20 protein-coding genes and 1 pseudogene are annotated in these 24,214 nt (G+C 73.0%); 10 read left to right on the top strand and 11 right to left on the bottom strand.

Annotated elements, in window-relative coordinates:
* Nucleotides 1-59: 59 nt before the first annotated feature.
* Nucleotides 60-929 carry an RNA polymerase sigma factor SigF gene (locus tag ACZ7MY_RS18290; protein WP_499602962.1) on the top strand — a complete coding sequence of 290 codons (870 nt, stop codon included), beginning with the start codon at nt 60-62 and terminating at the stop codon, nt 927-929.
* Between the two features lie 79 nt (nt 930-1,008).
* Nucleotides 1,009-2,176 (top strand): annotated as a pseudogene (locus tag ACZ7MY_RS18285) (low temperature requirement protein A).
* Nucleotides 2,177-2,229: 53 nt separating this feature from the next.
* Here ACZ7MY_RS18285 and ACZ7MY_RS18280 read toward each other — a convergent pair.
* Nucleotides 2,230-4,407: a pectate lyase-like domain-containing protein gene (locus tag ACZ7MY_RS18280; RefSeq protein ID WP_499602960.1), complete on the bottom strand. Its 2,178-nt coding sequence runs from the start codon at nt 4,405-4,407 to the stop codon at nt 2,230-2,232.
* A gap of 495 nt (nt 4,408-4,902) precedes the next feature.
* Here ACZ7MY_RS18280 and ACZ7MY_RS18275 point away from each other — a divergent pair, with 495 nt between their 5' ends.
* The gene (locus ACZ7MY_RS18275) at nt 4,903-5,355 is read left to right on the top strand and encodes a hypothetical protein (protein ID WP_499602959.1); all 453 of its coding nucleotides are present in this window, start codon (nt 4,903-4,905) and stop codon (nt 5,353-5,355) included.
* Here ACZ7MY_RS18275 and ACZ7MY_RS18270 read toward each other — a convergent pair.
* Nucleotides 5,303-6,802 (bottom strand): hypothetical protein, encoded by a 1,500-nt coding sequence (locus ACZ7MY_RS18270; protein ID WP_499602957.1) that lies wholly within the window; start codon nt 6,800-6,802, stop codon nt 5,303-5,305. The two genes, ACZ7MY_RS18275 and ACZ7MY_RS18270, sit on opposite strands and share 53 nt — an antisense overlap.
* 82 nt (nt 6,803-6,884) lie before the next feature.
* Here ACZ7MY_RS18270 and ACZ7MY_RS18265 point away from each other — a divergent pair, with 82 nt between their 5' ends.
* The gene (locus ACZ7MY_RS18265; protein WP_499602956.1) at nt 6,885-7,220 is read left to right on the top strand and encodes a YkvA family protein; all 336 of its coding nucleotides are present in this window, start codon (nt 6,885-6,887) and stop codon (nt 7,218-7,220) included.
* A gap of 25 nt (nt 7,221-7,245) precedes the next feature.
* Here the strand turns inward: ACZ7MY_RS18265 and ACZ7MY_RS18260 are convergent, their stop codons facing one another.
* The 3 genes from ACZ7MY_RS18260 to ACZ7MY_RS18250 all read right to left on the bottom strand — a co-directional run bounded on the left by ACZ7MY_RS18260 (nt 7,246) and on the right by ACZ7MY_RS18250 (nt 10,861).
* The gene (locus tag ACZ7MY_RS18260) at nt 7,246-8,703 is read right to left on the bottom strand and encodes an ATP-binding protein (RefSeq protein WP_499602954.1); all 1,458 of its coding nucleotides are present in this window, start codon (nt 8,701-8,703) and stop codon (nt 7,246-7,248) included.
* Entirely contained in the window at nt 8,700-10,358 is a 1,659-nt protein-coding gene (locus ACZ7MY_RS18255; protein ID WP_499602952.1) for an NAD(P)/FAD-dependent oxidoreductase, read from the bottom strand. Before ACZ7MY_RS18255 ends, ACZ7MY_RS18260 begins: the two co-directional genes overlap by 4 nt.
* Before the next feature lie 146 nt (nt 10,359-10,504).
* A complete protein-coding gene (locus ACZ7MY_RS18250) occupies nt 10,505-10,861 on the bottom strand; it encodes a DUF427 domain-containing protein (RefSeq protein ID WP_499602950.1) in 357 nt (118 codons plus the stop codon).
* Nucleotides 10,862-11,022: 161 nt separating this feature from the next.
* Between ACZ7MY_RS18250 and ACZ7MY_RS18245 the strand changes: the two genes are divergently transcribed.
* On the top strand, nt 11,023-11,574 hold the full coding sequence (locus ACZ7MY_RS18245; protein WP_499602949.1) for a hypothetical protein: 552 nt from the start codon (nt 11,023-11,025) through the stop codon (nt 11,572-11,574).
* A gap of 82 nt (nt 11,575-11,656) precedes the next feature.
* Here the strand turns inward: ACZ7MY_RS18245 and ACZ7MY_RS18240 are convergent, their stop codons facing one another.
* The 3 genes from ACZ7MY_RS18240 to ACZ7MY_RS18230 all read right to left on the bottom strand — a co-directional run bounded on the left by ACZ7MY_RS18240 (nt 11,657) and on the right by ACZ7MY_RS18230 (nt 13,551).
* Nucleotides 11,657-12,526, bottom strand: a complete 870-nt coding sequence (locus ACZ7MY_RS18240) for an endo alpha-1,4 polygalactosaminidase (protein ID WP_499602948.1) — start codon at nt 12,524-12,526, stop codon at nt 11,657-11,659.
* An 87-nt stretch (nt 12,527-12,613) separates the two neighbouring features.
* Nucleotides 12,614-12,883 (bottom strand): hypothetical protein, encoded by a 270-nt coding sequence (locus ACZ7MY_RS18235; RefSeq protein WP_499602947.1) that lies wholly within the window; start codon nt 12,881-12,883, stop codon nt 12,614-12,616.
* 95 nt (nt 12,884-12,978) lie between these two features.
* Nucleotides 12,979-13,551, bottom strand: coding sequence for a TetR family transcriptional regulator (locus tag ACZ7MY_RS18230; protein WP_499602945.1), 573 nt, complete (start codon nt 13,549-13,551; stop codon nt 12,979-12,981).
* Nucleotides 13,552-13,743: 192 nt separating this feature from the next.
* Between ACZ7MY_RS18230 and ACZ7MY_RS18225 the strand changes: the two genes are divergently transcribed.
* Nucleotides 13,744-14,574: an oxidoreductase gene (locus tag ACZ7MY_RS18225; RefSeq protein ID WP_499602943.1), complete on the top strand. Its 831-nt coding sequence runs from the start codon at nt 13,744-13,746 to the stop codon at nt 14,572-14,574.
* Between the two features lie 69 nt (nt 14,575-14,643).
* Here the strand turns inward: ACZ7MY_RS18225 and ACZ7MY_RS18220 are convergent, their stop codons facing one another.
* Nucleotides 14,644-14,796 carry an MFS transporter small subunit gene (locus ACZ7MY_RS18220; RefSeq protein WP_499602941.1) on the bottom strand — a complete coding sequence of 51 codons (153 nt, stop codon included), beginning with the start codon at nt 14,794-14,796 and terminating at the stop codon, nt 14,644-14,646.
* The gene (locus ACZ7MY_RS18215; protein ID WP_499602940.1) at nt 14,793-16,184 is read right to left on the bottom strand and encodes an L-lactate MFS transporter; all 1,392 of its coding nucleotides are present in this window, start codon (nt 16,182-16,184) and stop codon (nt 14,793-14,795) included. Before ACZ7MY_RS18215 ends, ACZ7MY_RS18220 begins: the two co-directional genes overlap by 4 nt.
* 318 nt (nt 16,185-16,502) lie before the next feature.
* On the opposite strand from ACZ7MY_RS18215, the gene ACZ7MY_RS18210 reads away from it, so the two are divergent.
* The 3 genes from ACZ7MY_RS18210 to ACZ7MY_RS18200 all read left to right on the top strand — a co-directional run bounded on the left by ACZ7MY_RS18210 (nt 16,503) and on the right by ACZ7MY_RS18200 (nt 20,758).
* Nucleotides 16,503-18,032 carry a GMC family oxidoreductase gene (locus tag ACZ7MY_RS18210; protein WP_499602938.1) on the top strand — a complete coding sequence of 510 codons (1,530 nt, stop codon included), beginning with the start codon at nt 16,503-16,505 and terminating at the stop codon, nt 18,030-18,032.
* Between the two features lie 83 nt (nt 18,033-18,115).
* Nucleotides 18,116-19,906 (top strand): SpoIIE family protein phosphatase, encoded by a 1,791-nt coding sequence (locus ACZ7MY_RS18205; RefSeq protein WP_499602937.1) that lies wholly within the window; start codon nt 18,116-18,118, stop codon nt 19,904-19,906.
* A 6-nt stretch (nt 19,907-19,912) separates the two neighbouring features.
* Nucleotides 19,913-20,758, top strand: a complete 846-nt coding sequence (locus ACZ7MY_RS18200; RefSeq protein WP_499602935.1) for a GNAT family N-acetyltransferase — start codon at nt 19,913-19,915, stop codon at nt 20,756-20,758.
* A gap of 88 nt (nt 20,759-20,846) precedes the next feature.
* Here the strand turns inward: ACZ7MY_RS18200 and ACZ7MY_RS18195 are convergent, their stop codons facing one another.
* Nucleotides 20,847-21,710 carry a chitosanase gene (locus ACZ7MY_RS18195; protein ID WP_499602934.1) on the bottom strand — a complete coding sequence of 288 codons (864 nt, stop codon included), beginning with the start codon at nt 21,708-21,710 and terminating at the stop codon, nt 20,847-20,849.
* A 235-nt stretch (nt 21,711-21,945) separates the two neighbouring features.
* Between ACZ7MY_RS18195 and ACZ7MY_RS18190 the strand changes: the two genes are divergently transcribed.
* Entirely contained in the window at nt 21,946-24,099 is a 2,154-nt protein-coding gene (locus ACZ7MY_RS18190) for a SpoIIE family protein phosphatase (protein ID WP_499602932.1), read from the top strand.
* The last annotated feature ends 115 nt before the right edge of the window (nt 24,100-24,214 follow it).

Here is a 24,214-nt window from a genome sequence, read left to right as displayed (position 1 = left end):
GGTACCCGAGGGGCAACGTACGAACACGACGCAGAGGTGCAGAGGTGCGAGGAGGAGCCGTGATCGCCGAGGTGAGCGGGACGAGCACCGGGGTCGAGAGCCCCGAGGTCGACGTACTGCCGCAGATCACCGACCCGAGCAGCGTGGCTCCCACGAGCGCGCGCCGCCTGTCGAAGCTCTTCCTCGAGCGCCTGACGGTGCTCGAGGAGGGCACCCACGAGTACCAGTACGCCCGCAACACCCTCATCGAGATGAACATGTCGCTCGTGAGGTTCGCGGCCAAGCGCTTCCGCGAGCGCAGCGACGAGATGGAGGACATCGTCCAGGTCGGGACGATCGGGCTGATCAAGGCCATCGACCGGTTCGACATCTCGCGCGAGGTGGAGTTCACCACCTTCGCGGTGCCGTACATCGTCGGTGAGATCAAGCGCTTCTTCCGCGACACGACCTGGGCCGTGCACGTGCCGCGCCGCCTCCAGGAGCGCCGGGTGGAACTCGCCCGCGCTCGGGACGAGCTGTCCTCCCGGCTGGGCCGCGCCCCGAAGGTGAGCGAGCTCGCGGCGCTGATGGACATCTCCGAGGCCGAGGTCGTCGAGGCCCAGGTGGCCTCCAACGGCTACACCGCGTCCTCCCTGGACGCCGCCATGAACGGCGACGACGGCGACGACGGCGAGACCGTGCTCGCCGACTTCATCGGCGCGGTCGACCCCGCCATGGAACTGGTCGAGGACCTCGGCTCGCTCGCCCCGCTCGTCGTGGAACTCGACGAGCGCGACCGGCGGCTGCTCCACCTGCGCTACGTGGAGGAACTGACGCAGTCCCAGATCGGCGAGATCATGGGCTGCACGCAGATGCACGTCTCCCGGCTGCTCTCGCGCACCCTGGCCCGGCTGCGGGCCGGAATGCTCCAGGACGGCAGCACCGGCTGACCTCCGCCCCGTCCCCCGTCACGTGCCCGCGCCCGGTTCCTCCGGGCGCGGGCACGTGCGCACCGCCTACGATGCGCGGATGACCGATCACGATCAGGCGGTGCCGGACCGCCGCTTCCGCCCGCTGGTCCGGATGACGCCCCGCGACCCGCACGAGCCGCACCGGGTCGCCACCCCGCTGGAGCTGTTCTTCGACCTCTGCTTCGTGGTGGCGGTGGCGCAGGCCGGCGCGCGGCTGGTGCACGCGGTCGCCGAGGGCCATGCCGGACAGGGTGTCCTCGGCTACTGCCTGGTCTTCTTCGCGATCTGGCTGGCGTGTCGACACCGACGACGTGCCCTACCGCATCGCCACCTTCGTCCAGATCACCGGCGTCCTGGTCCTGGCGGCCGGGGTCCCCCGTGCCTTCGACGCCAACGACTTCTCGATCGCCGTGGCCGGTTACGTCATCATGCGCGTCGCACTGGCCTTCCAGTGGCTGCGCGCGGCACGCAACGCGACCGGACCGGCACGGACCACGGCGCTGAGCTACGCCGCCGGACTCGTCGTCGTCCAGGTGGGGTGGGTCGTCCTGCTGCTCCAGCCCGTCGGCGGGCTGTGGTACTGGGGCTTCCTGATCCTGGCCGTCGCGGAACTGGTGGTTCCCGCCTGGGCCGAGCGGGCGCAGCGCACCACCTGGCACCCGCACCACATCTCCGAGCGCTACGGCCTCTTCACCCTCATCGTGCTCGGTGAGTCGGTGGCCGCCGCGACGGTGGCCGTGCAGTCGGCCGTCGACGAGTTCTCCACGCTCGGCGAGTTGCTGCCGGTCGGCCTCGGAGGACTGCTCATCGTGTTCTCCGCCTACTGGCTGTACTTCGCCATCCCCGTCCACCAGCACCTCACCAGCAGCGCGCGGGCGTTCCTGTGGGGCTACGGGCACTACCTCGTCTTCGGCTCGGCCGCCGCCATCGGGGCGGGGCTGGAGGTGGTGGTCGAGCAGGCCGTGCACAGGGCGCACATCTCGCAGACGGCCGCGGCGACCGCCGTCACGGTGCCGACCGCGCTCTTCCTGCTGACGGTATGGCTGATCCACTCCCGCAGCGCCAAGCGCGGGTTCGCCGAGCACGCGGTGCTGCCCGCCTGCGCCCTGCTGGTGGTGGCGAGCACCTTCTGCGGGAGCGCGGCGGTGCCGCTGGCGGGGGCCGCCATGGCGGCGGCGGTCGCCGTGGGCGAGCTGCTGCACTCCCGCCACCGGCCGGCCGCCTGAGGACGGCGGACGGGGTGCCCCGCCGGAGGACGGGGCACCCCTGCCCGGAGCCGTCAGGGGAACGAGACCACCGTGGACGGTACGGTCGAGGTGCCCGAGGTCGCGGCACCGGTGCCGTTGATGACGTGGTCGTACTGGCCCATGCCGCCCAGGGAGACCACCAGGACGTCGTGCATCTTGATCCCGGACTTCACCGGGACCTCGAAGCCGTGGTCCATGCGGATCGTCGGATCGGTGGTGAAGTTGCAGTAGCTGCCCAGGCCCCAGGCCTCGTGGGTGTTGACCGAGTCGTCCACCTTGTAGGCGGCCCAGCCCTTCGTCGCGCCGTTCTGGATGGCGGCCTGGTTGGGGGCGTCGTAGGCGATCTCGTTCTGGAAGAAGACCGTCCGGCCCCGCTCGCCGCTCCACTGGACGTCGTACTTCTTGAAGTGCTCGACGAACAGGCCGGTGGCCAGGACGTCGTCGCCGTTCACACGCAGGCCGTAGTCGGCCGGGTTGGTGTCCCAGCCCACGCCGGCGCCGTGGTCGGCGCGCCAGATCCAGGTGTGGTCGATGATGGTGTCGTCGCTGTTGACCTCCATGCTGGTGGTCGCCTTGCCCGGGCCGGCCCCGCCGATCCGGATGAAGACGTCCTGCACGGTCGTCGGGTTGGCGGCGTGGTCGGCGGCCGCGCCCTGCGGGCCGACCTGGAGCAGCACCTGGGAGTTGGCCGCGCCGGCGTCGATCAGGAAGCCGGCCAGCTTCACGCCGTCGACGTCGGCGACCTTCATCGCCGTCACGCCGTTGTCGGGGATGACCGTGGCGAGGCCGAGGCCGAGCACGACGGTGTTGGCGCGGGTCACGTCGATGGTCTGGTCGACGTGGTAGACGCCCGGGGTGAACAGCAGGTTCAGGCCCTGGGCGAGAGCGGCGTTGATGGTCGCGGCCGTCGCGCCCGGCTTGACCACGTAGAACTGGCTCAGCGGGATCGAGGAGCCCTGCGGCGCGCCGTTGCCCCAGCTGGTGCCGCGGGCGTTGGTCCGCTTGGCCGGGACGAACACCTTGTAGTCGTTGCCGTCGAGGTAGAGGAAGGGCTTCTCACGGGAGACGGGGGTGGTGTCGAGCGTGGTGTACGGCGGGTTGGGGAAGCTCTGCGCCGGGGCGCCCTGCACACCGGAGAAGACCATGTTCCACACGCCGTTGGTCCAGCCGCCGACCGAGCTCTCGCGGGTGTACCACTGCTGCTGCGAGTACGGGCCCACGGTGCCGTCGATCTTGCTGTCGGCGATGTAGCCGCCGCTGGCCCAGCCGTAGCCGTTGGGTGCCAGGTTGAGGCCGCCCTTGACGTGCATGCGCCGGAAGGGCGCGGCCTGGGCGACGGCCCAGCGGTCGGTGCCGTTGACGGGGTTGAGGGCGAGGTTCTCCGCCGAGCGCCAGAAGTTCTGGGTGGCGTTGCCGTTGAACCAGCCGGCGTCCACGGTCACGTCGCCGTTGAAGGTGGTGTCGTCGGGGGAGAGGCCGAGCCCGGCGATCGAGGTGTAGAAGCCGATGTTGGCGTTGATGTTGTTGTAGGTGCCGGGCTTGAAGAGCAGCGCGTAGCGGCCGGTGCCGAACTGCGCCGACTCCTGCTGCTGGAAGACCTGGTCCAGCTTGGCCTGGATGCCTGGGGTGGAGGGGTCGAAGACCAGGACGTTCGGGCCGAGGTCGCCGCCGCCGGGGACCACCGGCCCGGTGCCGCCGTCGGTGGTGTGCACGGCCAGCTCCCACAACGAGTAGCCGTAGCCGGTGGCGCGGGTGGTGCCGTACACGCGCAGGTAGCGGCCGGTGCCGCTGACGGCACGGGTCTCGGTGCCGCCGGCGCCGGTGGTGGTGGAGGCGACGGTGGTCCAGTCGGTGCCGTTGGCGGAGAGCTGGATCTGGTAGGCCTTGCCGTAGGCGGCCTCCCAGTTCAGCACGACCTCGCAGACGGTCTGTGAGCTGCCGAGGTCCACCTGGATCCACTGGGGGTCGCTGAAGGCGCTGGACCAGCGGGTGCCGGCGTTGCCGTCGACGGCGTTGGCGGCGGTGAAGGAGCCGTTCTCGGAGGAGGAGGCGGTGGCGGTCCTGCCCTGTGCGGCGTTGGCGGTGCCGCAGGCGGCGGCGTGGGCCCCGGTGAGGGGGCCGGCCGGGACGGTGATCAGGGCGAGCAGGACCGCCAGCAGGGCGATCAGCCAAAGGGGTCTGCGGCGGGCGGCGTTGACTTCGGGTCTCATAGGAACTCCTGTGTCAGCCTCACGACTTAATTTAGGGCGTGAGTTAAGACGTGACAGAAGTCGCGGTCAAGAGTCCTCGCAGAAAGTGTTTCTGACGGATCGGCGGCTCGGCCGCCGCTGCGCGCACGGGTGTGGCTGTGACCTGCAAGGAGTCGCAACGGTTCGGGACTTGAACGCGGAAAGGTCCATCCGGGCCACCGCAAGCGTTCCGCACCAATCCTGACGTGAAGTCTTGACGGCACCCAAGCCGCTCGATTGACTGCCGCCGCAGCGGCCGGAACCGGCTCGGGCGCCGGTTCCGGCCGCTGCCACCACCATGCCGTCCCCCGTCCCCCGCCCCCCACGCCCCCCCCCGCCCCCCACGCCCCCCCGCCCCCCACGCCCCCACGCCCCCACGTCCCCCGCCCCCACGCCCCCCGCCCTCCGGGCCCGCGCCGAGCAGAAGGGCCGGTTCCACGGGTCCCACAAATGATCTTCACGGGTTAGACTCCGCGGGTGTCCGAACTCCGCACACTGGTCGTCGGATTCCGGCAGGCGATCGTCGACTGCCCCGATCCGGGACTGGTCTCCCTGGAGCGCTTCCCGCACGGTTCCTGCGGGGACGCCTCGATCCTCCTCGGTCAGTACCTGTACGAGAACGGCCAGGGGGTGTGGACCTACGTCAGCGCCTGGGAGAACCGCGCCACCCACGCGTGGATCGAGAAGAACGGCCTGCGCGTCGACATCACCGCCGACCAGTTCGACGGGGTCGACACCCCCGTGATCATCGCCTCCGGGGGTGGCTGGCACGACCGCTTCACGGTCGACCCGACGGCCGCCCACGGCGCCCTCATCGACGTCCGCGAGGAATACGCCCGGCGTGAACTGCGCGACGCCTACGGCCGGTTGACCGACTTCATCCGGTGGCATCCTCCGGCAGCGGAAGGCTCGCCACCAGCCGGAGCATGACGGCGGGCGCCAGCGCCGGGTTGGCCGCCGCGTGGTGCGCCAGTTCGACGTCGTCGAGCAGCTCCGTGAGCCGGGCGGCCGGGAGGTTCGGATGGCGTGCCCCGGCCTCCCGCACACCGGGATCGGGGTCCCGGGTCAGCCGGTCCACCGTCCCCGCACCGGCCGCCGGGTCCCGGGCGGCCAGGGCGCGGACGGCCGGGTCCTCGTGCCGGGCGAACCGCGTCAGCCCCGCGGTGGGGAACCCCGGCCGGGTGAGCAGGTGTTCACGTTCGTGACCGGTGTACTCCAGGAAGGCGCTCAGCAGCAGCTCGGCCGGCGCCTCCGGATGGTTCTGCGCGAGCAGTACGCGCACGCCGAGGTCCTCGTCCGCGGCCAGCCGTGCCACCAGGTCGGACGGCAGGCGCTGATCGCCGGCGGCGCGCCGCCGCAGCAACGGGTGGGCGGACAGGGCGTCACGGCGCACCTCGGCGGGGTCGCGCGGCACCAGGCTTGGGAACCTCCATCCGAAAGTGACGCCCACCGGCACCTCGTAGTCGATCGCCGCGCGTTCCGCCTCGCTGAGTGCCGGATGCACGGAGAGCGCGAGGCGCACCCGCGGATCGGCGTCCGCGGCGAGCACCCGGCGTTCCTCCGGCCCGAGGTCGGAGCGGTACGCGATCCGCTCCCGCACCTCCGGGTCCGCGTCGGCGGCCAGCAGGGGCACCACGTCGGCGGGAAGGGTGGGGTTGCCCGCGATCATCCACCGGTCCCCCTCGCCCACGGGGGCGTTGAGCACACCCTCCACGACGCCTCGGCTCAGGGCGCAGTTCAGCAGCGCATGGGTCCGCCCATGGCACGGCCGGTCGGGCAGCCCCCGCTCCACCCACGCCGGGTCCTCGGACTGCAGACGGCGCCGCACCGCGTCCCGTACCTCGTCGTCCGGATCCGCCAGAAGGGCTTCGCGGGCCTCGTCCGGCACGCCGCGCCAGAAGACACCCATCCGCCGGACCTTTGGCTCCGGATGGGTGCGCATCGACTCCATCAGCCCGGGGGAGGCCTGGCGGTAGAGGGTGCCCAGGAGTTCCTGCTCGTAGGTCAGGATCATGTGGACGACGGCCCGGTCCGGGAGCGGCCTGGGGGGCACGCCCCACGGCGTCCGGGGGGCCTCGGCCAGGTGCGCCCGCACGAACCACTCCGGGTCGTCCAGCAGCCGTGCCCGCTGGGCCGGCTCGGCGTGCGGACTGCGGGCGAGGAAGCTGCGGGTGTACCTGTCGGGGTGGCGGACGACGGCGTCGACCACGGCGTCCGGCAGTGTCCGGTCCCGGCACAGCACCATCCGTGCCGCGGGCGGGCCGTCGGCGAGCAGCCGCAGCAGGACGTCCTCGGGGGCCGCGGGGTTGAGCGCCAGGCCGGCGAGCCGGCGTGCGGGAAGGCCCGCGGCCTCCCAGATCCCGTCGGGTGTGATCATGTAATCTGTGCTTCCTCTCGGCAGGGGCCGGCCACCGTTTCCGCGCACACCGGCCGGGTACACGGGATCGCAGGAGGCAGACATGGACCTGGGTGACTGGTCGGCCACGGCCCTCGTGATCGCCGCGGTGGCGGTCGTGGTGATGCTCGTGGTGGCCGTCGTGCTCGTGGTGAAGATGGCGCGTATCCGTACCCTCTTGCGCAGCGCCGACGTGCCGCGCTCCGGGAAACTGGCCTTCTGGGCCGCGCTGGTCTACCTGGTCTGCCCGGTGGACCTGCTGCCCGATCCGATCCTCATCGACGACATCGGTGTGCTGCTGCTGGCCCTGCGCTCGCTCAAGAGCGCGGCCGACGGACAACTGCCCGTCGGCCGCGACCGCAGCGGCGCGCTCCCCAAGTCCAAGAGCCCGGTGGCCTGAACGAGCCCGCCGGCCGGGCGAGGGCTCAGCCCGTCCGTTCCGCGTCCCCCGTCTCCATCGCGGGCTGGGCGACCGGGAGGCACACGGTGAAGCGCGTGTCGCCCGGGCTCGACTCGACGCGGATGTCGCCGTGGTGCTTGTTGACCACGATGCGGTACGAGATGTCCAGGCCCAGCCCCGTGCCCTCGCCGACCGGCTTGGTGGTGAAGAACGGCTCGAAGATCCGCGGCCGGATCTCCGGGGAGATGCCGGGACCCGTGTCGCCCACCTCCACCACCAGGCGGTCGGGCCCGTCCCAGGCGCTGCGCAACGTCAGGGTGCCCGAACCGTCCATGGCGTCGAGGGCGTTGACGACGAGGTTGGTCCACACCTGGTTGAGTTCGGCGCCGTACGCCTGGATCTGCGGCAGGCTGCGGTCGTACTCCTTGACGACCCGCACCCCGCCGGGGATCTTCGCCTGGAGCATGGTGAGCGTGGCGTCGAGCAGCGCGTGCACGTCCACGGTCTGCTGCGGGGCCCGGTCGAGCTGCGAGTACTGCTTCGCGGCGCCCACCAGTCCGGAGATCCGGGTGACGGCGTCGTCGATCTCGCCCATGAGCAGTTCGGTGTCGAGGGTGTAGGTGAGCCAGCGGATCGCCGCCTCCAGCCGTTCCTCGCCGACCGCGTCGACCACGGAGTCCAGCCACTCGGTGTCCACGCCGCCCGCGACGAGCGTCGAGGCCAGTTCCCAGGACCCGTTGACCCCGTGGTCCTCCAGCCAGTCCGTCAGCTCGTCCTCGGCGTCGGACGCCTCCAGCGCCGACCGCTCCGGCGCCGACGCCATGCGCTTGATCGCCGCGTCCTGCAGTTCGACCAGCTCGTGCAGCTGACGGGTGTCCAGCCGGCCGTCGGCGATCATCGCCAGCTTGTGCCGCATGCCGGCCACCCGGTCGCGCAGCGCCGAGGTGGCCCGCACCGCGGCGGCGGCCGGGTTGTTCAGCTCGTGGGTCAGCCCGGCGGAGAGCGAGCCCAGCGCCAGCAGCCGTTCGCGCTCCCCGATGATCGTGTTCTGCTTGCGGTAGCCGAAGAACAGCCCCTCCAGCAGGTGCACCGCCATCGGGAACCAGCGGCGCATCGCACCGGCGAACTCGTCGGCCGGGACCACGAAGAACTCGCAGTCGGTGACCGCCCGCAGCGAGTTGGGGTACGTCTGCTCCACCCGGTCGCCGAGGTACGCCTGCGTCGCCCCGGCGTAGACGCCGCGCTGGTCGGTGCGGTTGACCTCCACCACGTCGCCGTGGACCAGCCGGCCCAGTGACACGGTGCCGCTCAGCAGCACGTAGAAGCAGGTCGCCGGATCGCCCTCGGCGTAGACGGGGTCGTTCGCCGCGACCCGCTCCACCCGGCCCTGTTCGCCCAGCCAGTCCAGTTCCTTCTCGCCGAGCGACTCGAACAGGAACAGGGTCCGCAGCTGCTCCGGCCCGAGCCGGTCCGTCGTGGTCACTGTGCCTCCAGGTAACGGTGCACCAGGGATACGGCCATCGCGCCCTCGCCGACCGCGGAGGCCACCCGCTTGACCGACTCCGCCCGCACGTCGCCGGCGGCGAAGACGCCGGGCACGCTGGCCTCCAGGTGGTACGGGTCGCGGGGGAGCGGCCAGCCCGCCGGGCGCCTGCCGCCCGCGATCAGGTCGGGGCCGGTGACGACGAAGCCGCGCCGGTCCCGCTCGATGACGCCCTCCAGCCAGTCCGTGCGGGGCTCGGCGCCGATGAAGACGAACAGGAACGAGGCGTCCACGGTGGTCACGTCGCCGGTCTTGGCGTCCCGCAGCATCAGCTGTTCCAGGTGGTCGCCGCCCTTGCCGCCGACGACCTCGGTGCAGGGGCTGACCTGGATGTTGTCGATGGCCGCGATCTGGTCGATCAGGTACTGCGACATCGAGCGGTGCAGGTCCGCGCCGCGGATCAGCAGGTGCACCCGGCACGCGTTGCGGGAGAAGTAGACCGCCGCCTGCCCCGCCGAGTTGGCCCCGCCGACGATGTAGACCTCCTGGCCCGCGCAGTTCATGGCCTCGGTCATCGCCGAACCGTAGAAGACGCCGGCGCCCGTGAACTCCGCCAGGCCCGGCGCCTCCAGCCGCCGGTAGGCGACGCCGGTCGCCAGCACCACCGTGTGCGCCGCGATGGAGGAGCCGTCGCCGAAGGACAGCACGCGTCCGGTGCCCGCGGCCTCCAGCGCGACCACCTCGCGGGTGCTGAGGATCTCCGCCCCGAACTTGGTCGCCTGGCGGCGGGCGCGGTCGGTCAGCTGGGCGCCGGAGACGCCGTCCGGGAAGCCGAGGTAGTTCTCGATGCGGCTGCTCTGCCCCGCCTGGCCGCCGGTCGCCCTGCGCTCCACGAGCACCGTGCGCAGGCCCTCGGACGCGCCGTACACCGCCGCACCGAGCCCCGCGGGGCCGCCGCCGACCACCACCAGGTCGTAGAAGTCGGAGGCCGGTACGGTGCTCAGCCCCACGTGGGCGGCGAGCTCGGCCTCGGTGGGACGCACCAGCGTCGTCCCGTCGTCCGTCACGACCAGCGGCACGTCGGCGGGGGTCAGCCCGGCCGCGGCCAGCAGCTGCGCGGCCTCGGGCTCCTCCGCGGGCAGCCAGCGGTAGGGCACCAGGTTGCGGGTGAGGAAGTCGCGGACCTTGAACGAGGGCGCCGACCAGCGGTGGCCGACCACGCGCGTCTCGGACGCCGTCGGGTCCGGCGTGGCCATCCACACGTCGAGCAGGGTGTCGATCACCGGGTAGAGGTTCTCCTCCGGCGGGCTCCACGGCTTCAGCAGGTAGTGGTCGAGGTCGATGATGTTGATCGCGTCGATGGCCGCGCTGGTGTCGGCGTACGCCGTGAGCAGCACGCGGCGGGCGAGCGGGAAGAGGTCCATCGCCGCCTCGAGGAACTCCACCCCGTTCATCTTCGGCATGCGGTAGTCGGCGAGCATCACCGCGAGTTGCTCCCCTCGCAGCTTGATCTCCCGCAGCGCGCTCAGGGCCTCGTCCCCCGAGGTGGCGCGGACCACCCGGTAGCGGTCGCCGTACCTGCGGCGAATGTCCCGGGCCACGGCCCGGGAGACTGCGGGATCGTCGTCGACGGTCAGGATCGTCGGATTCGCCATGTGACCATCATTGCTCCCCGGCGGCCGTCGCGCGCAGCAAACCGAACAGTCGTGCTTCAAGTGCCGCACGGGACACGGGCACATGCCCCGGCGCCGGTCCGGGAGGGCGGTGACGGACGGTGCGGCGGCGCGCACCGTCCGTCCGGTCAGGCGTCCTCGACCGAGACGTCCGCCACCGTGTCGTAGAAGGAGAGGTGGCCGGTGATCTCCGGCACCGAGGGGAGCGGCTCCTCGTAGGCCCAGGCGACGTCGTTGTGGTCGCCGTACGACCAGTAGGAGGCGACGCCCTTGTAGGGGCAGACGGTGTTGGTGTCGCTGCCGCGGAAGAGTGCGAGGTCCACGTCCTGCGGCGGTATGTAGTAGCGCACCGGAAGGCCGGTCTCGTGGACCAGTACCGGCCGCCGGGTCTCGGCCACCACCTTGCCGTCGATCGTGACGGTCACGTGCTGCGTGCCGGGTACCGCGTCGACGCGGTGACCGCGGCGGCTGTCCGTGGGGGGCATGGGCTTCCCTTCCTCGGGTCCGTCGGGATCCGGTGCAACGGCGACGGTGCCGCCGCACATTCCCCGGGTGCGGGCGGGTTCCCCCGCATGCACGCATCTGCGTGACTCCGGCGGCGGTCCCCCGTTGGGCCTTCAAGATCACTGTGAAGGAGGACCGCCCGATGAGCACCCGCCGTCACCAGAAGGGCCGCAAGCACCGCACGGTCAATCGCACGCCGAGGCCCGTCGCCCCCGTCCCCACCGGCACGGCGGACGCCACGGCCACCCCACCGGCCCCGTCCGCCCCGGCCACCCCGTCCCGCACCGCGGCAGCCGCTCCCGCTTCCGTTCCCGCCCCGGCCGCGCCCCCGGTCCCGTCGCCCGCCCCCGCCCCGGCCCCGGCCCCGGCCCCGTCCCTGTCCCTGTCCCCGTCCCCGTCTACGTCCACGGTCCCGGCTCCGGCCGCCGCCCCGGATCCGTCACCCGCCGTGCCCGCCGCGCCCGTCGTGCCGTCTCCCGCCGAGCCCCATCCCGAGGAGTCCGGCCTCGCCCGTACGGCGCTCAAGACCCTCCAGCAGCTTCGCGCGGCGGGCAGCGACGGGACGACCATCGACGCCCTGAGCGCCAGCGTCGGCTACCAGCCGGCCACCATCGCACGGCACATCGACAGCCTCGCCGCCCACCACCTGGTCCACCAGCGGGACGGCCGCTGGTACGCGGTGACGACCTCCTGACCCCCTGGCGTGGCGGCCGGCCCGCGGCGTGTCGGGTGCCCCCGGGCGCCGGGCGAGACCGATCGCCGTCCGCCACGCCCGCTCAGCAGGTGCGGAAAATGTGCCCCGGTTCCCCGGCGGGGGCGACGTCGCGGTCGCGGAGCACGACGGCGAGGCGGTCACCCCAGCGGCGGCAGGTCGCCGCGAAGTCCGCGGCGTCGTAGGCCACGACGAGGACGCGGTCGTCGTACGCGGCCGCGTACCGGCCGCACTCGCCGTACGCCCCGCACTCCTCCGCGACCGCGAAGTCGAAGCCGACGCCGGCCCGGTGGGGGAGGAGTTCGGTGGTGTTCTTCTGCGCGAACGCCAGCCCCGCCGCGTGGGCGCGTGCGGCGAGCAGCCGGGCGAACGCGGCGTTGTCGGCGGGCGTGAGCAGGCCGCCGGAGCGCTCGAAGGAGTCGAGGTTGTCCGGCTCGACGGCGTCGAACCCGCGCCGCGCGCAGTCCTCGATCCACCCGCCGACGATCCCGGCCAGGGCCGCTCGCCTGGCGGCGGTGGAGGTGTCCAGCAGGGCCTCGTCCCACTCGTCGTCCATGACGAGGTCACCGTCCGCGTCGCGCAGCAGCAGCTCCGGGTCCCGGTCGCGCCACCGGGGCAGCTCGCCGGGCTGGGCCTGGAAGGCGTTGACGTAGCAGACGGAGTACACGCCCGGGGCGGGCCGGTCCGCGCGGTCGCGGGAGACCACGCGTACGCCGTCGGGCGGCGCGTAGCCGCCGCCGATCTGGTAGTCGAAGGACGCCCCGGCCCGCGGCGGCACCACGCGCGGGGCGGCCGAGGACCCCGCGTCGGAGGACGTCCCGCCCGGGCCGCACCCCGTCGTCAGCGCCAGGGCCGCCACGACGGCGAGGACTGCGAGGACTGCGAGGACGGCGGCCACGGCACGCGGCACCGGCGACGGTTCTGCGAGGGGCACACGCGCTCCTGGGCGGCGGGGGCAGGACGGGGACCACCATCCTCCCGTCCGGTCCCGTGCCGCCCTCGACCGGGTCCGCGCCGCGGGTCACATGAGGCCGCCGGTGCCGCTCCAGTGGGTGCCGGTGAGCCACAGCAGCGCGACGAGGGTGTCGATCGCGCCCAGGACGACGGCGATCAGCGGGAGCACCGGCTTGGCGCCCCGGAAGGTGCGGCCCATGGCGAGCCAGCCGCACACCACCGCGGCCGGGCCGAGGACGATGCCGAGGACGAAGAATCCGGCGACGGCGCAGACCAGGCCGACGACGCCCAGGGTCTCGGGGCTCGCGCCGGTACGCGTACTGCTGCTGTGGGGCATGGTTCCTTCCTCCGTGGTCGGTGCCCGCTCCGCGGTACGGAACGCGCGGTCCGCTACGTGGTCCGGATACCCCCGTCCGGCGCGCTCACCACCCGTCAGCCCGCCGGGCGGCCGCGGGTGGTGAACCCGGGGAGGAAGAGCGTGAGCCAGCGTGCCCGCGCGGCCTGGTCCCGGTCGGTGGGGGCGGTGCCGAGCAGCAGGAAGAAGTCGTCGATGGTCACGTCGGGGTGGAGGTCGCCGTCGGCCTGGGCGGCGGTGACCAGCCGGCCCATCGCCGCGCCGCCGCGCTCCTCGTAGGGGCGGGCCCGGTCGGTGGCGCCGAGGTCCTGGGCGGCGGCCTTCACGGCCCGGTCCTCGGCGGCGGCCTCGACGATGCGGTGGACGAGCGCGGTGATCTCCTCCAGCGCCGCCGCCCCTTCGGCCACGCGGGCCGCGGCGGCCTCCACCTCGGCGGCCATGCGCTCGGTGTGCTCGGCGATCACGGCGCCGACGAGGTCGGTCTTGGTGGGGAAGTGGCGGTACAGGGTGCCCACGGCGACACCGGCGGCCTCGGCGATGGTGTCCATGGGCGCGTCCGGCCCGAGGAGGGTGATCTGCTCGCGTGCCGCGGCCAGGATCCGCGCCCGGTTGCGGACGGCGTCGGCACGCAGTGGTCGGGCCTGGGTCATCGGTTCCTCCTGCCGGTCGCCAATGAATGTGAATGATAATTCAGCATCTATCGTGAGCGATGGTTCACATTTCCCCGCGCAGCGGCCGGCGGGGCTTGCGGAAACATGAACCCGGGTTCATGATGAGTGAACATGAGCCATGGTTCACGTTCGACCGGCTCGTTCCCCCGCACCCACACGAAGGATCACCCCATGTCATCCAAGGTCGCCCTCGTCACCGGCGCCTCCTCCGGCATCGGCGAGGCCGCCGCCCTCCGGCTGCGCGCCCTCGGCTTCACCGTCCACGGCGCCGCCCGCCGCGTCGACCGCATGACCGGACTCGCCGAACAGGGCGTGCGCGTCCTGGCGATGGACGTCACCGACGAGGAGTCGCTGCGGGCCGGGGTCGAACGGGTCGTCGCGGAGTCCGGGTCCGTCGACGTCCTGGTCAACAACGCCGGCTACGGCTCCTACGGCGCGGTCGAGGACGTGCCGCTCGACGAGGCCAGGCGCCAGTTCGAGGTGAACGTCTTCGGCGCGGCCCGGCTGACCCAGTTGGTGCTGCCCCACATGCGCGCGGCGGGCGGCGGCCGCGTCATCAACGTCTCGTCCATGGGCGGCAAGATCTCCACCCCGTTCGGCGCCTGGTACCACGCCACCAAGTTCGCCCTGGAGGGCTTCAGCGACAGCCTGCGCATGGAGCTCGCGCCCTTCGGCATCGACGTCGTCGTCATCGAACCGGGCGGCATCCGCACCGAATGGAGCGGCATCGCCGCCGACCGGCTCCGCGCGGTCTCCGAGCGGGGCGCGTACGCGGAGCGGGCCATGGCGATGGCCGGGACGCTCGCCTCCGAGTCCACCGCACGGCGCAGTTCGCCGCCCTCGGTCATCGCCGACACCATCGCCAGGGCCGCCACGGCCCGCCGTCCGAGGACCCGTTACGCCACGGGGTTCGCGGCCAGGCCGATGATCGCCGCCCGAAGGGTCCTGCCCGACCGCGCCTTCGACGCCCTCATCCGCCGCGCCAGCGGGGTCGCCGCATGACGGGTCGCGGCATGACGGGGCCGCCCCGTCCAAAGGGACGGGGCGGCCCGCGGCGGACGCCGGCAGAGGTCAGCCGGTGAACAACTGCTTGAGCTTCAGGATGAGTTCGTACACGCCGTAGGCGAAGGGCGCGCCGACCCACAGCCAGGCGACGGCCTTCAGCGGCACCCGGTTGTTCCCGGCGGGCGCCTCGGCGGGTGGTGCGGGGTTCGGTGCGGTCATCGGACGGCTCCTTCCGTCTCGGGTCCGGTCGTGGCCTTGTCCCCGGCGGACGGGCCGTCATGGTGCCGCGGATGGACGGGGCGTACCAGCTCGTTGGCGACGAAGCCGATCACCAGCAGCACCATCATGATGACGAAGGACGTGGAGTAGAGGTCGGGTCCCGTCCGTCCGGCCGACTTCTCGTGGTCGGCGATCGCGTTCACGATCAGCGGTCCGAGCACGCCCGCGGTCGACCAGGCGGTCAGCAGCCGCCCGTGGATGGCGCCCACCTCGTACGTCCCGAAGAGGTCCTTGAGGTAGGCGGGCACGGTGGAGAACCCGCCGCCGTAGAAGGACAGGATGACGGCGGCGGCGACGATGAACAGCGGCTTGGAGTCGTCGCCGAGCAGCGCGATCAGCAGGTACAGCAGCGCCCCGGCGCCGAGGTAGAGGCGGTAGATGTTCTTCCGCCCGACCAGGTCGGAGGTGGAGGACCAGGTGATGCGGCCGAGCATGTTGCCGAGCGAGAGCAGGCCGACGAAACCGGCCGCTGCGGTGGCCGTCACCGGGGTGGAGGTCTCGGCGAAGAAGTCGGTGATCATCGGCGCGGCCTTCTCCAGGATGCCGATGCCCGCCGTCACGTTCATGCAGAGCACCACCCACAGGCACCAGAACTGCGGGGTGCGCAGCGCGTTGCGCGCGGACACCTGCGCGTTGGTGACGAGCGGGCGGGCGACCGTGGCCGACGGGTTCCAGCCGGAGGGCCGCCAGTCGTCCGCGGGGACCCGGACCAGCAGCACGCCGAAGGTCATGAAGACCGCGTAGACCAGGCCCATCACCAGGAAGGTCTGGCCGATGCCGGAGGAGTCGGCGCCGAAGGAGGAGAGCAGTTCCGTCGACCAGGGCGACGCGATCAGCGCGCCGCCGCCGAAGCCCATGATGGCGATGCCGGTGGCGAGTCCGGGCCGGTCGGGGAACCACTTGATGAGTGTGGAGACCGGCGAGATGTAACCGATGCCGAGGCCTATGCCGCCGACGAGGCCGTAACCGAGCACGATCAGCCAGTACTGTCGCGTGGCGGCGCCGAGGGCCGAGATGAGGAAGCCCGAGGAGAAGCAGATCGCCGACACGCACATGGCCCAGCGCGGCCCGTTGCGCTCGACGAGCGTGCCGCCGAACGCGGCCGAGAGACCGAGCATGACGATCGCGAGCTGGAACGGCAGCGCGGACTGGGTGCCGCTCAGCCCGAGCGAGGACTCAAGCGGCGGCTTGAACACGCTCCAGGCGTACGCCTGCCCGATGGCGAGGTGGATGGAGAGCGCGGCCGGCGGTACCAGCCAGCGGCTCCAGCCCGGCGGTGCGACGGTGCGGGCACGGGTGAGGACGTCCGGTACGCCCATTGACGCCATGGCGAGTACCTCCGTGAGGGGACATGATCCCGTGGACCGTACAACTTTCATTCATCGCTGGGTAGGGCGTTCGGCGATGAACTCGCCGGAGCGGTGGGCCAGTCCGGCTCCGTGCGGCATTCGTCCGCGCCTGTCCGCTCGCGCGCGGCCCGGCGTGCGCAGGTACGGCGTACGGATTCCGGTTCGTCCATATCCGTCAGTAATGGCCGCGATAACGCACAATCTGTTCGATTGGTGGTGGTTGGGGTTATCGTGTCCGGTGTTAGCCGACCGGGGCTATCACCGGAAACGCCGGTCGCGGCCGGTCAGAGGTGATCCATGCATGCGATGACGGACAGCTACGACTTCGTGGTCGTCGGCGGCGGTACCGCGGGCAGTGTGCTCGCCGCGCGCCTCTCCGAGCCGGACGGCGCACGCGTGCTCCTGCTGGAGGCGGGGGAGGACCGGCCCCCGGCCGCGGCGGCGACGCCGCCCGCCTGGCCGTCGCTGCTGGGGACACCCGCGAACTGGGGCGACACCACCGTCCGGCAGTCGGCGACGGGCACCACCACACCGCTCGCACGCGGCCGCGGCCTCGGCGGCGGGTCCACCATCAACGCGATGACCTTCGTACGCGGCCACCACTCCGGCTACGACGCGTGGACCGCCGGCGGTGCCAAGGGCTGGGGCTACGACGACCTGCTCCCGTACTTCAAGCGCAGCGAGAACGCCCCCGGGCGGGACCCGGTGCTCCGCGGCGTCGGCGGCCCCCTCACCGTAGGGCCCGCCAGCCCGCCCCACCCCGTCGTGGCCGCGCTCCTCACGGCGGCGACCCAGACCGGGTACCGGCGGGCGTCCGACATCGCCGCGGGCGTGGAGGAGGGCTTCGGCTGGAGCGACCTCAACATCGTCGGCGGTCGGCGGCAGAGCGCCGCCGACGCCTACCTCACCCCCGCCCGGCACCGCCCCAACCTCACCGTGGTGACCGGCGCCCTGGTCCACCGGGTGCTGCTGCGCGACGGAAGGTGCGTCGGGGTGGAGTACGGGCGGGCCGGCGGCACGGGCACCGCCCTGGTCGGCTGCCACGGCGAGGTCGTGCTCACCGCGGGCACCATCGGCACGGCGCAACTGCTGATGCTCTCCGGCGTCGGCCCCGCGGCGCACCTGCGGGACACGGGCATCGACGTCGCCCTCCACCTGCCGGGGGTCGGCGCGAACCTGCAGGACCACCCGCTGACCGACATCGTCCACCGCGCGGCCCGTCCCGTCCCGCCCGGGATCAACAACCACGGCGAGGCCCTCGGCCTGGTGCGCAGCCGGCTCGGCATCTGCCACCCCGACGTGCAGGTGCTCCTGGTCGACGCCCCGGGGCGCCACCCGGCCGCGGCCGGCGTGCCGGACGGCCAGGGGTACCGGATCGTGGTCTCCCCGATGCGGCCGCACAGCCGCGGCACCGTCCGGCTCGCGAGCGCGGAACCGGGCGCCCTGCCGCTGGTGGACCCCGACTACTTCGGCGACGACCGCGACCTGAGCACGATGGTCGAAGCGCTCTTCCTGGCACGGGAGATCGGCCAGGCGCGCGCCCTCGACGGCTGGCGCGCCCACGAGGTCCTGCCCGGTCCCGACGTGAAGGACGACGCCGGCCTGCGGGCGTACGCGCGCGGCGCCCTGGCCTCGTACATGCACCCCGTCGGCACCTGCCGGATCGGCACCGACGACCTGGCCGTCGTCGACACGGACCTGAGGGTCCACGGTGTCGACGCCCTGCGGGTCGCCGACGCCTCCGTGATGCCCACCATCCCCTCGGGCAACATCGCCGCCACGGTCTACGCGGTCGCGGAACGCGCGGCGGACCTCCTCAAGCGCTGATCCTCCCGGCCCGGCCCTTGCCCCCACCGGCCGGACCGGGCCCCGGCACACCCCCCACAGCCCAGACGAAGGACCTACGTGACATGGCATCACCCGCACCGATCGACCTGGCCGGCCTGCTCCAGCGGGCGGTGGGCGTCACCGGGGCCGCGCTGGGATCCCCCCTCGCCCCCTCGGCGATCGGCCTCGCCCTGTGGGGCACCGACCTGCGGTGCACCTGGGTCAACGACTCGCTGGAGGGCCACGACGGCATCCCGAGGGAACGGCGGCTGGGACACCGCCCCGACGCGGCGCTGCCGGCCGGGGCCCGTGGGCTGGAGGCGGTGATGCGCCAGGTGCTGGCGACCGGCGCCCCCGTGACCGGGCGCGAGTACGCCGTGCCGGTGGTGGACGGCGTCCGCCGCGACGAGGCGTACTCCGCCTCCTGCATCCGCCTGGAGGACGCCGAGGGCCGGCCGATGGGCGTGTGCCTGGTCGTCCTGCGGATCACGGGAGAGCGCCGCACCGGCGACCGGCTTGCGCTGCTCGGCGAGGCCGGTGCCCGTATCGGCACCACCCTGGACGTCATGCGCACCGCGCAGGAACTGGCCGCGTTCAGCGTCTCCTGCCTCGCCGACTTCGTCACCGTCGACCTCGCCGACACCCTGCGCCTCGGTGAGGAACCGCTGTCCCGGCTCGGCCCGGACGGCGACTACGTCCCGGTGTTCCGCCGGGCGGGACTGTCCTCCGTCCACGAGGGCGCCCCCGAGGCGGTCTCGCAGGTCGGCGACGTGGTCTACGTGCCGTCCTCCTCGCCCCTCACACGTGTGCTGTCCTCCGGCCGCTCCCTGCTCGAGCCCGTGCTGGACACCGCCTCCCCGTGGCTCAGCCGCGACCCGGCACGGGCCCGGAAGATCGACTGGTTCGGGCTGCACTCGCTGATGATCGTGCCGATCAGGGCCCGCGGCGTCGTGCTGGGCGTGGTGCTGTTCCTGCGCTCCGGCGACCCGCGGCCGTTCGACGAGGAGGACCTGCTGTTCGCCGAGGAACTGGTCGCCAGGGCCGCGCTGAGCCTGGACAACGCGCGCCGCTACACCCACGAACGCGCGACCGCCCTCGCCCTCCAGCGGGGCCTGCTCCCGCGCCGCCTGTGCGGCGGCCCCTGCCTGGACGTGGTCTCCCGCTTCCTCCCGGCGGAGCTCGAGGACGGGGTGGGCGGCGACTGGTACGACGTGATCCCGCTGCCGCGGGACCGGGTGGCCCTGGTCGTCGGCGACGTCGTCGGGCACGGCATCGACGCCGCGGCCACGATGGGCCGGCTCCGTACGGCGGTGCGCACGCTCGCCGACCTCGACCTGCCGCCGGAACAACTCCTCGCCCACCTCGACCAGACGATCATCCGCCTCGCCGAGGAGGAGGGCGACGGCCTCCACGTGCCGTCGGTGAGCGCCACCTGCCTGTACGCCGTCTATGACCCCGCCAGCCGGCGCTGCACCATGGCCAGGGCCGGGCACCCGCCCCCCGCCGTCCGCGACCCCGGCGGCGGCGTCACCTTCCTGGACCTGCCCAACGGCACCCCGCTCGGCCTCGGGATGCCCCCGTACCAGGCCGCCGAGGTGGAGTTGCCCGAGGGCAGCCTCATCGCCCTCTACACCGACGGGCTCATCGAGGACCGCCGGCACGGCTTCGACACCGGGATGGAGCGCGTGCGCCGCGCCCTCGACCGGCCCGGGCTCCACCTGGACGACCTGTGCTCGGCGGTGCTCGGCACCCTGCCCAGCGCGACGCCGCCCGACGACGTGACCCTCCTCATCGCCCGCACCCGAGCCGCCTCCCCGGCGTCCTCGCGTCCCCGGTGCGCGGCGCCGTCCCCCGGCAACCGATCCCCGAGGTAGCTCCCCATGACCGCCTTCCACGTCTCCTCCGCGGGCGCCGAGGACATCAGCCGGCTCTCCGACTGGGCCGACGACGAGGGATGGAACCCCGGCAGGTCCGACGGACAGGCCTTCTTCCCCGCCGATCCGGCCGGTTTCCTGTTCGGGAGGCTCGACGGCGAGCCCGTCGCCTCGGTTTCCGCGGTGCGCTACGGGACGGACTTCGGCTTCGTCGGCCTCTACATCGCCCGGCCGCCCTTCCGCGGCCGCGGCTACGGGATCCAGGTCTGGCGCGCCGGGCTCGAGCACCTCGCCGGGCGCAACGTCGGCCTCGACGGGGTCGTCGCGCAGCAGGAGAACTACCGCAGGTCCGGGTTCAGCACGGCGTGGCGGAACATCCGCTACCAGGGGACGCCGTCCGGCGGGGTCATGCCCGGCGGCGTCGCGCTGATCGACGCCCGGAGCGTCCGTTTCGGCGAACTGGCCCGCTACGACCGGCGGTTCTTCCCCGCCGCGCGCGACGCCTTCCTCGCCTCCTGGATCACCCTCCCGGACCGCACCGCGCTCGCGGCCGTCGCCGACGGCCGGCTGCAGGGCCTGGGGGTGCTGCGGGCCGCCCGCGGGCCGTCCCGCGTGGGCCCGCTCTACGCCTCGTCCGGGAAGGTCGCCCTCGCGCTCCTCATGGGGCTGTCCCGGACGGCGCCGGGGGAACCCCTGGTGGTCGACGTGCCCGAGCCCAACGAGGCCGCCGTGCGCCTGGTGGAACACCTCGGCCTGACGCCCTCGTTCGAGGCCGCACGGATGTACACGGGCCCGGTCCCCGACGTCGACCTGGCGGGCATGTACGGCGTCACCAGCCTGGAACTCGGCTAGGTCGTGTCGTCCTGGACGGCCGGTCCGGCACCGCTCCGGGCGGCCCCCCGGGTGGGGGAGGCCGCCCGGAACGGCGGGCGCGGGGACGTCACTGGTTGATGGTGTAACTGTCCCCGTAGACCTTCCACTTGAGCGGAGGGTTGAGGTCGAGGTTGCCGTTGTTGAGGAAGACGCGCTGCTCCGTGTCGACCCGGGTGGTGTCGCTGTGCGCCTCCTCGGTCTTCATCGCCGCCTTGCGCGCGTCGAGGAAGGCGTTGATGTACGCCGTCTCGTCGCCGCCCTGGGCGGGGCTCTTGGCCTTGGACAGGGCGGTCTTGCGGATGCCGCCGAAGCTGACCTTGTCCTCGCCGGGGCCGTGCATCACGATCGCGTCGTAGTACGCGAACTGGCCCAGCGCGCGCAGCCCGTCGGCCTTGGCCTGCCGGACGGCGGGGTCGAAGTAGACGCGGTCGCGCTCGTCGTTCTGCGCCTGCTGGAACGCCGTGTCCGCGGCGGCGCTGCGCCAGGCGCTCTCGAAGCCGGAGCCGAGCCCGCTGTGCGAGTCGGTCCCGTTGACCCGGCGCAGCGCCGGCAGGTAGCGGGCGAGCGGGTTGCCGGGCTTGCGGTCGGTGTACAGCTCGACGAGTTCGAGCATGTCGCCGGTGCCGGAGCAGAAGCCGATGATGCCCGCGGTGTAGCCGCGGCCGTCACCGATGTCCTCGATGTACTTGTACTGGGCCTTCCAGTCCAGCGAGGAGTTCTCGGCGCTGGACACCAGCTGCATCGCGATGTCCTTCTTGTGCGGGTCGTCGAGCCCGACGCCGGCCGCCGCGGCGGCCGGCCGGCCCGGTGCCGCCGAGGCGAGTGTCCCGATGCCGGCGGTCAGGACGCCGGCGGTCAGCGCCGCGGTCGCGTAGAGGACGACGCGCCGGCGCGGGAGGGTGCGTGCATGACGCTGTGGGGGGATCTGCACGGTGACTCCGTCGGTCAGAAGTTAGGAAACCTTCCTAACAGCGCCACATTGAAGCACCGCGCCGGTCGAACGCCAAGGGGTTCGAACAAAAACGCCCCATGCCATCTGACCGAAGAATCAGGGGAGTTGGCTTCGCCCACCGACCGGCCGGGCGCGGCCGCCCGGAACCGCGCGTCCCCCGCATGCGCGGTCCGCGGCGCGGATGCAGTCTGGACGGGAAGAGGCGGAGGAGGTGATGCCCGTGCCGGACGGGTCCCCTCCCGCACCGTCCCGCCCCGGCGCCGGGATGCGGGCGGACGAAGGCCTGCTCGCCCCCGCGCTGTTCGCGATGATGGACGGCGTACGGGCGCACGCGGGCGGCGTCTACCTGCTCGCGCCCGGCGAGCCGGTCCTGGAGATGGCCGTGATGGCGGGCCTGCCCCGGGCGTTCGCCGCACCCTGGGAACGGGTGGGCCTGGGCGCCCCGATCCCCGTGGCGGAGGCACTGCGCGAACGCCGGCTGGTCTGGGTCGGCGGCGAGGAGGAGATGGCGCGCCGCTACCCGCGGATCTCCCTCGTCCTGCCGTACCCGTTCACCCTCGCGGCGCTCCCCGTCGCGACCCCCGGCGCCGCCTTCGGCTCGGTGTTCGTCACCTGGCCCGGCGCCCATCCGCCCGAGCTGTCCGACTGGGAACGCGACCGCCTGGTCACCGGCTGCGACCGGCTCGCCCGCTGCCTGGAGCAGGAGACCGCCGCGGGCCGGCCGGTCCGCCGCGGCCGGGACGTGACGATCGGCCCCCCGGTCGCCGGGGTGTCCTCGGCGGTCGAGGCGGTGCGCATGGTGGGCCGGCTGCCGGACGGGTTGTGCTCGCTCGACCTCGACGGGCGGGTCACCTACGCCAACGGCGCGGCGTCCCGGCAACTGGGCGTACCCGTGCGCAAGCTGCTCGGGCACCCGCTGTGGCGGACGCTGCCCTGGCTCGAGGACCCCGTGCACCAGGAGCGCCACCGCGCGGCGCTGATCAGCAGGCAGCCCACCTCGTTCACGGCGCTGCGACCGCCGGGCGACCGGCTCACCTTCCAGCTCCATCCCAGCAGCAACGGCGTGAGCGTGCGGATCTCGACGGCCCGCGGCCCGGCGGAGCAGCCCCCGGTGCCCGGTGCGCCGAGCGGTGCGGCGCGGCCCGCGGTCGGCCTGGTGGCCATCTCCCACCTCGTGAACCTGTCGGGGGCGCTCACGGAGGCCGTCGGCGTGCAGGACGTGATCGACCTGGTGGCCGAGGAGATCATGCCCGCGGTCGGCAGCCGGGTGGTGGCCGTGGTCGCCCCTGAGGCGGGGAGGATGCGCGTGCTCGGTCACCGCGGCTACCGCGATCCGGCGATCGTCGACCGCTACGACGGCATGGCGATGTCCCTGCCGACGCCCGCCGCCCAGGTGCTGGCCAGTGGCGCGCCGGCGTTCCTGGAGTCCGAGCGGGAGATGCGCGAGCACTTCCCCGACCGTCCTCCGGTCCGGGACGGCATGGCGGCGTGGGCCTACCTCCCGCTGATCGCCTCCGGCCGCCCCGTCGGCACCTGTGTGCTCGGGTACCCGCGGCCGCACCGCTTCGGGGCCGACGAGCGGGCGCTGCTCACCAGCCTCGGCGGCCTGATCGCCCAGGCACTGGAGCGGGCCCGGCTCTACGACGCCAAGCACCGGCTGGCCCACGGCCTGCAGTCCGCGCTGCTGCCCAGGAGCCTGCCGGAGCTGCCCGGCCTCGAGGCGGCCGCACGGTACCTCGCGGGCACCGAGGGGATGGACATCGGCGGCGACTTCTACGACCTGCTGCGCGTCGGGGACCGCCCGGCCGCCGTGATCGGCGACGTGCAGGGCCACAACGTCACCGCGGCCGGCCTGATGGGCCAGGTGCGCACCGCGGTGCGGGCGTACTCCGCCGTCGGGCAGTCCCCGGGCCAGGTGATGGAGTGCACCAACCGGCTGCTGCTCGAGCTGGACGTGGACCTCCTCGCCAGCTGCCTCTACCTGCACCTCGACCCCGACGGGGAGCGGGCGATGGCGGCGGGCGCGGGCCACCCGCTGCCCCTGCTGCGGGAGCCGGACGGCCGGGTGCGGGCGCTCGACCTCGCCCAGGGGCCTCTACTGGGCATCGACGCCGAGGCGGTCTACCGCACGGTCGAGTTCCCCTTCCCGCCGGGCTCGGTGCTCATGCTGTACACCGACGGGCTCGTCGAGTGTCCGGGAACGGACGTCGACACCGAGCTCGCCGGCCTCGCGGACCACCTCCGCGCGGCCGGCGGGCTGCCGCTGGACCGGGTCGCCGACGGCGTGCTCGCCCTCACCGCCGAACGCAGGCGGCGCACCGACGACATCGCGCTACTACTGCTGCGCTCCCTGACCGGGCAGCGGTGACCCGTACGGCGACGGGCGCCGGGGGTCTTTTTGGGGGGGGGAGCGTGGCGGCCCTGGTGTTTTTGGGGTCTGGCCCCTTCGGTGCAACCCCGTTGGGCCTTCGAACAGGGTGCCC

Source organism: Streptomyces sp. NPDC111520 (assembly GCF_055635295.1).
Note: the sequence above shows the minus strand (reverse complement) of the source record. Positions and strands in the feature narration are given on the sequence as shown.

What these genes read in the sequence shown, in the direction of transcription:
- ACZ7MY_RS18280 (WP_499602960.1), bottom strand. Translation starts at nt 4,407, where the DNA reads ATGAGACCCGAAGTCAACGCCGCCCGCCGCAGACCCCTTTGGCTGATC.
- ACZ7MY_RS18270 (WP_499602957.1), bottom strand. Translation starts at nt 6,802, where the DNA reads ATGATCACACCCGACGGGATCTGGGAGGCCGCGGGCCTTCCCGCACGC.
- ACZ7MY_RS18265 (WP_499602956.1), top strand. Translation starts at nt 6,885, where the DNA reads ATGGACCTGGGTGACTGGTCGGCCACGGCCCTCGTGATCGCCGCGGTG.
- ACZ7MY_RS18255 (WP_499602952.1), bottom strand. Translation starts at nt 10,358, where the DNA reads ATGGCGAATCCGACGATCCTGACCGTCGACGACGATCCCGCAGTCTCC.
- ACZ7MY_RS18250 (WP_499602950.1), bottom strand. Translation starts at nt 10,861, where the DNA reads ATGCCCCCCACGGACAGCCGCCGCGGTCACCGCGTCGACGCGGTACCC.
- ACZ7MY_RS18245 (WP_499602949.1), top strand. Translation starts at nt 11,023, where the DNA reads ATGAGCACCCGCCGTCACCAGAAGGGCCGCAAGCACCGCACGGTCAAT.
- ACZ7MY_RS18235 (WP_499602947.1), bottom strand. Translation starts at nt 12,883, where the DNA reads ATGCCCCACAGCAGCAGTACGCGTACCGGCGCGAGCCCCGAGACCCTG.
- ACZ7MY_RS18230 (WP_499602945.1), bottom strand. Translation starts at nt 13,551, where the DNA reads ATGACCCAGGCCCGACCACTGCGTGCCGACGCCGTCCGCAACCGGGCG.
- ACZ7MY_RS18225 (WP_499602943.1), top strand. Translation starts at nt 13,744, where the DNA reads ATGTCATCCAAGGTCGCCCTCGTCACCGGCGCCTCCTCCGGCATCGGC.
- ACZ7MY_RS18220 (WP_499602941.1), bottom strand. Translation starts at nt 14,796, where the DNA reads ATGACCGCACCGAACCCCGCACCACCCGCCGAGGCGCCCGCCGGGAAC.
- ACZ7MY_RS18215 (WP_499602940.1), bottom strand. Translation starts at nt 16,184, where the DNA reads ATGGCGTCAATGGGCGTACCGGACGTCCTCACCCGTGCCCGCACCGTC.
- ACZ7MY_RS18210 (WP_499602938.1), top strand. Translation starts at nt 16,503, where the DNA reads ATGCATGCGATGACGGACAGCTACGACTTCGTGGTCGTCGGCGGCGGT.
- ACZ7MY_RS18205 (WP_499602937.1), top strand. Translation starts at nt 18,116, where the DNA reads ATGGCATCACCCGCACCGATCGACCTGGCCGGCCTGCTCCAGCGGGCG.
- ACZ7MY_RS18200 (WP_499602935.1), top strand. Translation starts at nt 19,913, where the DNA reads ATGACCGCCTTCCACGTCTCCTCCGCGGGCGCCGAGGACATCAGCCGG.
- ACZ7MY_RS18190 (WP_499602932.1), top strand. Translation starts at nt 21,946, where the DNA reads ATGCCCGTGCCGGACGGGTCCCCTCCCGCACCGTCCCGCCCCGGCGCC.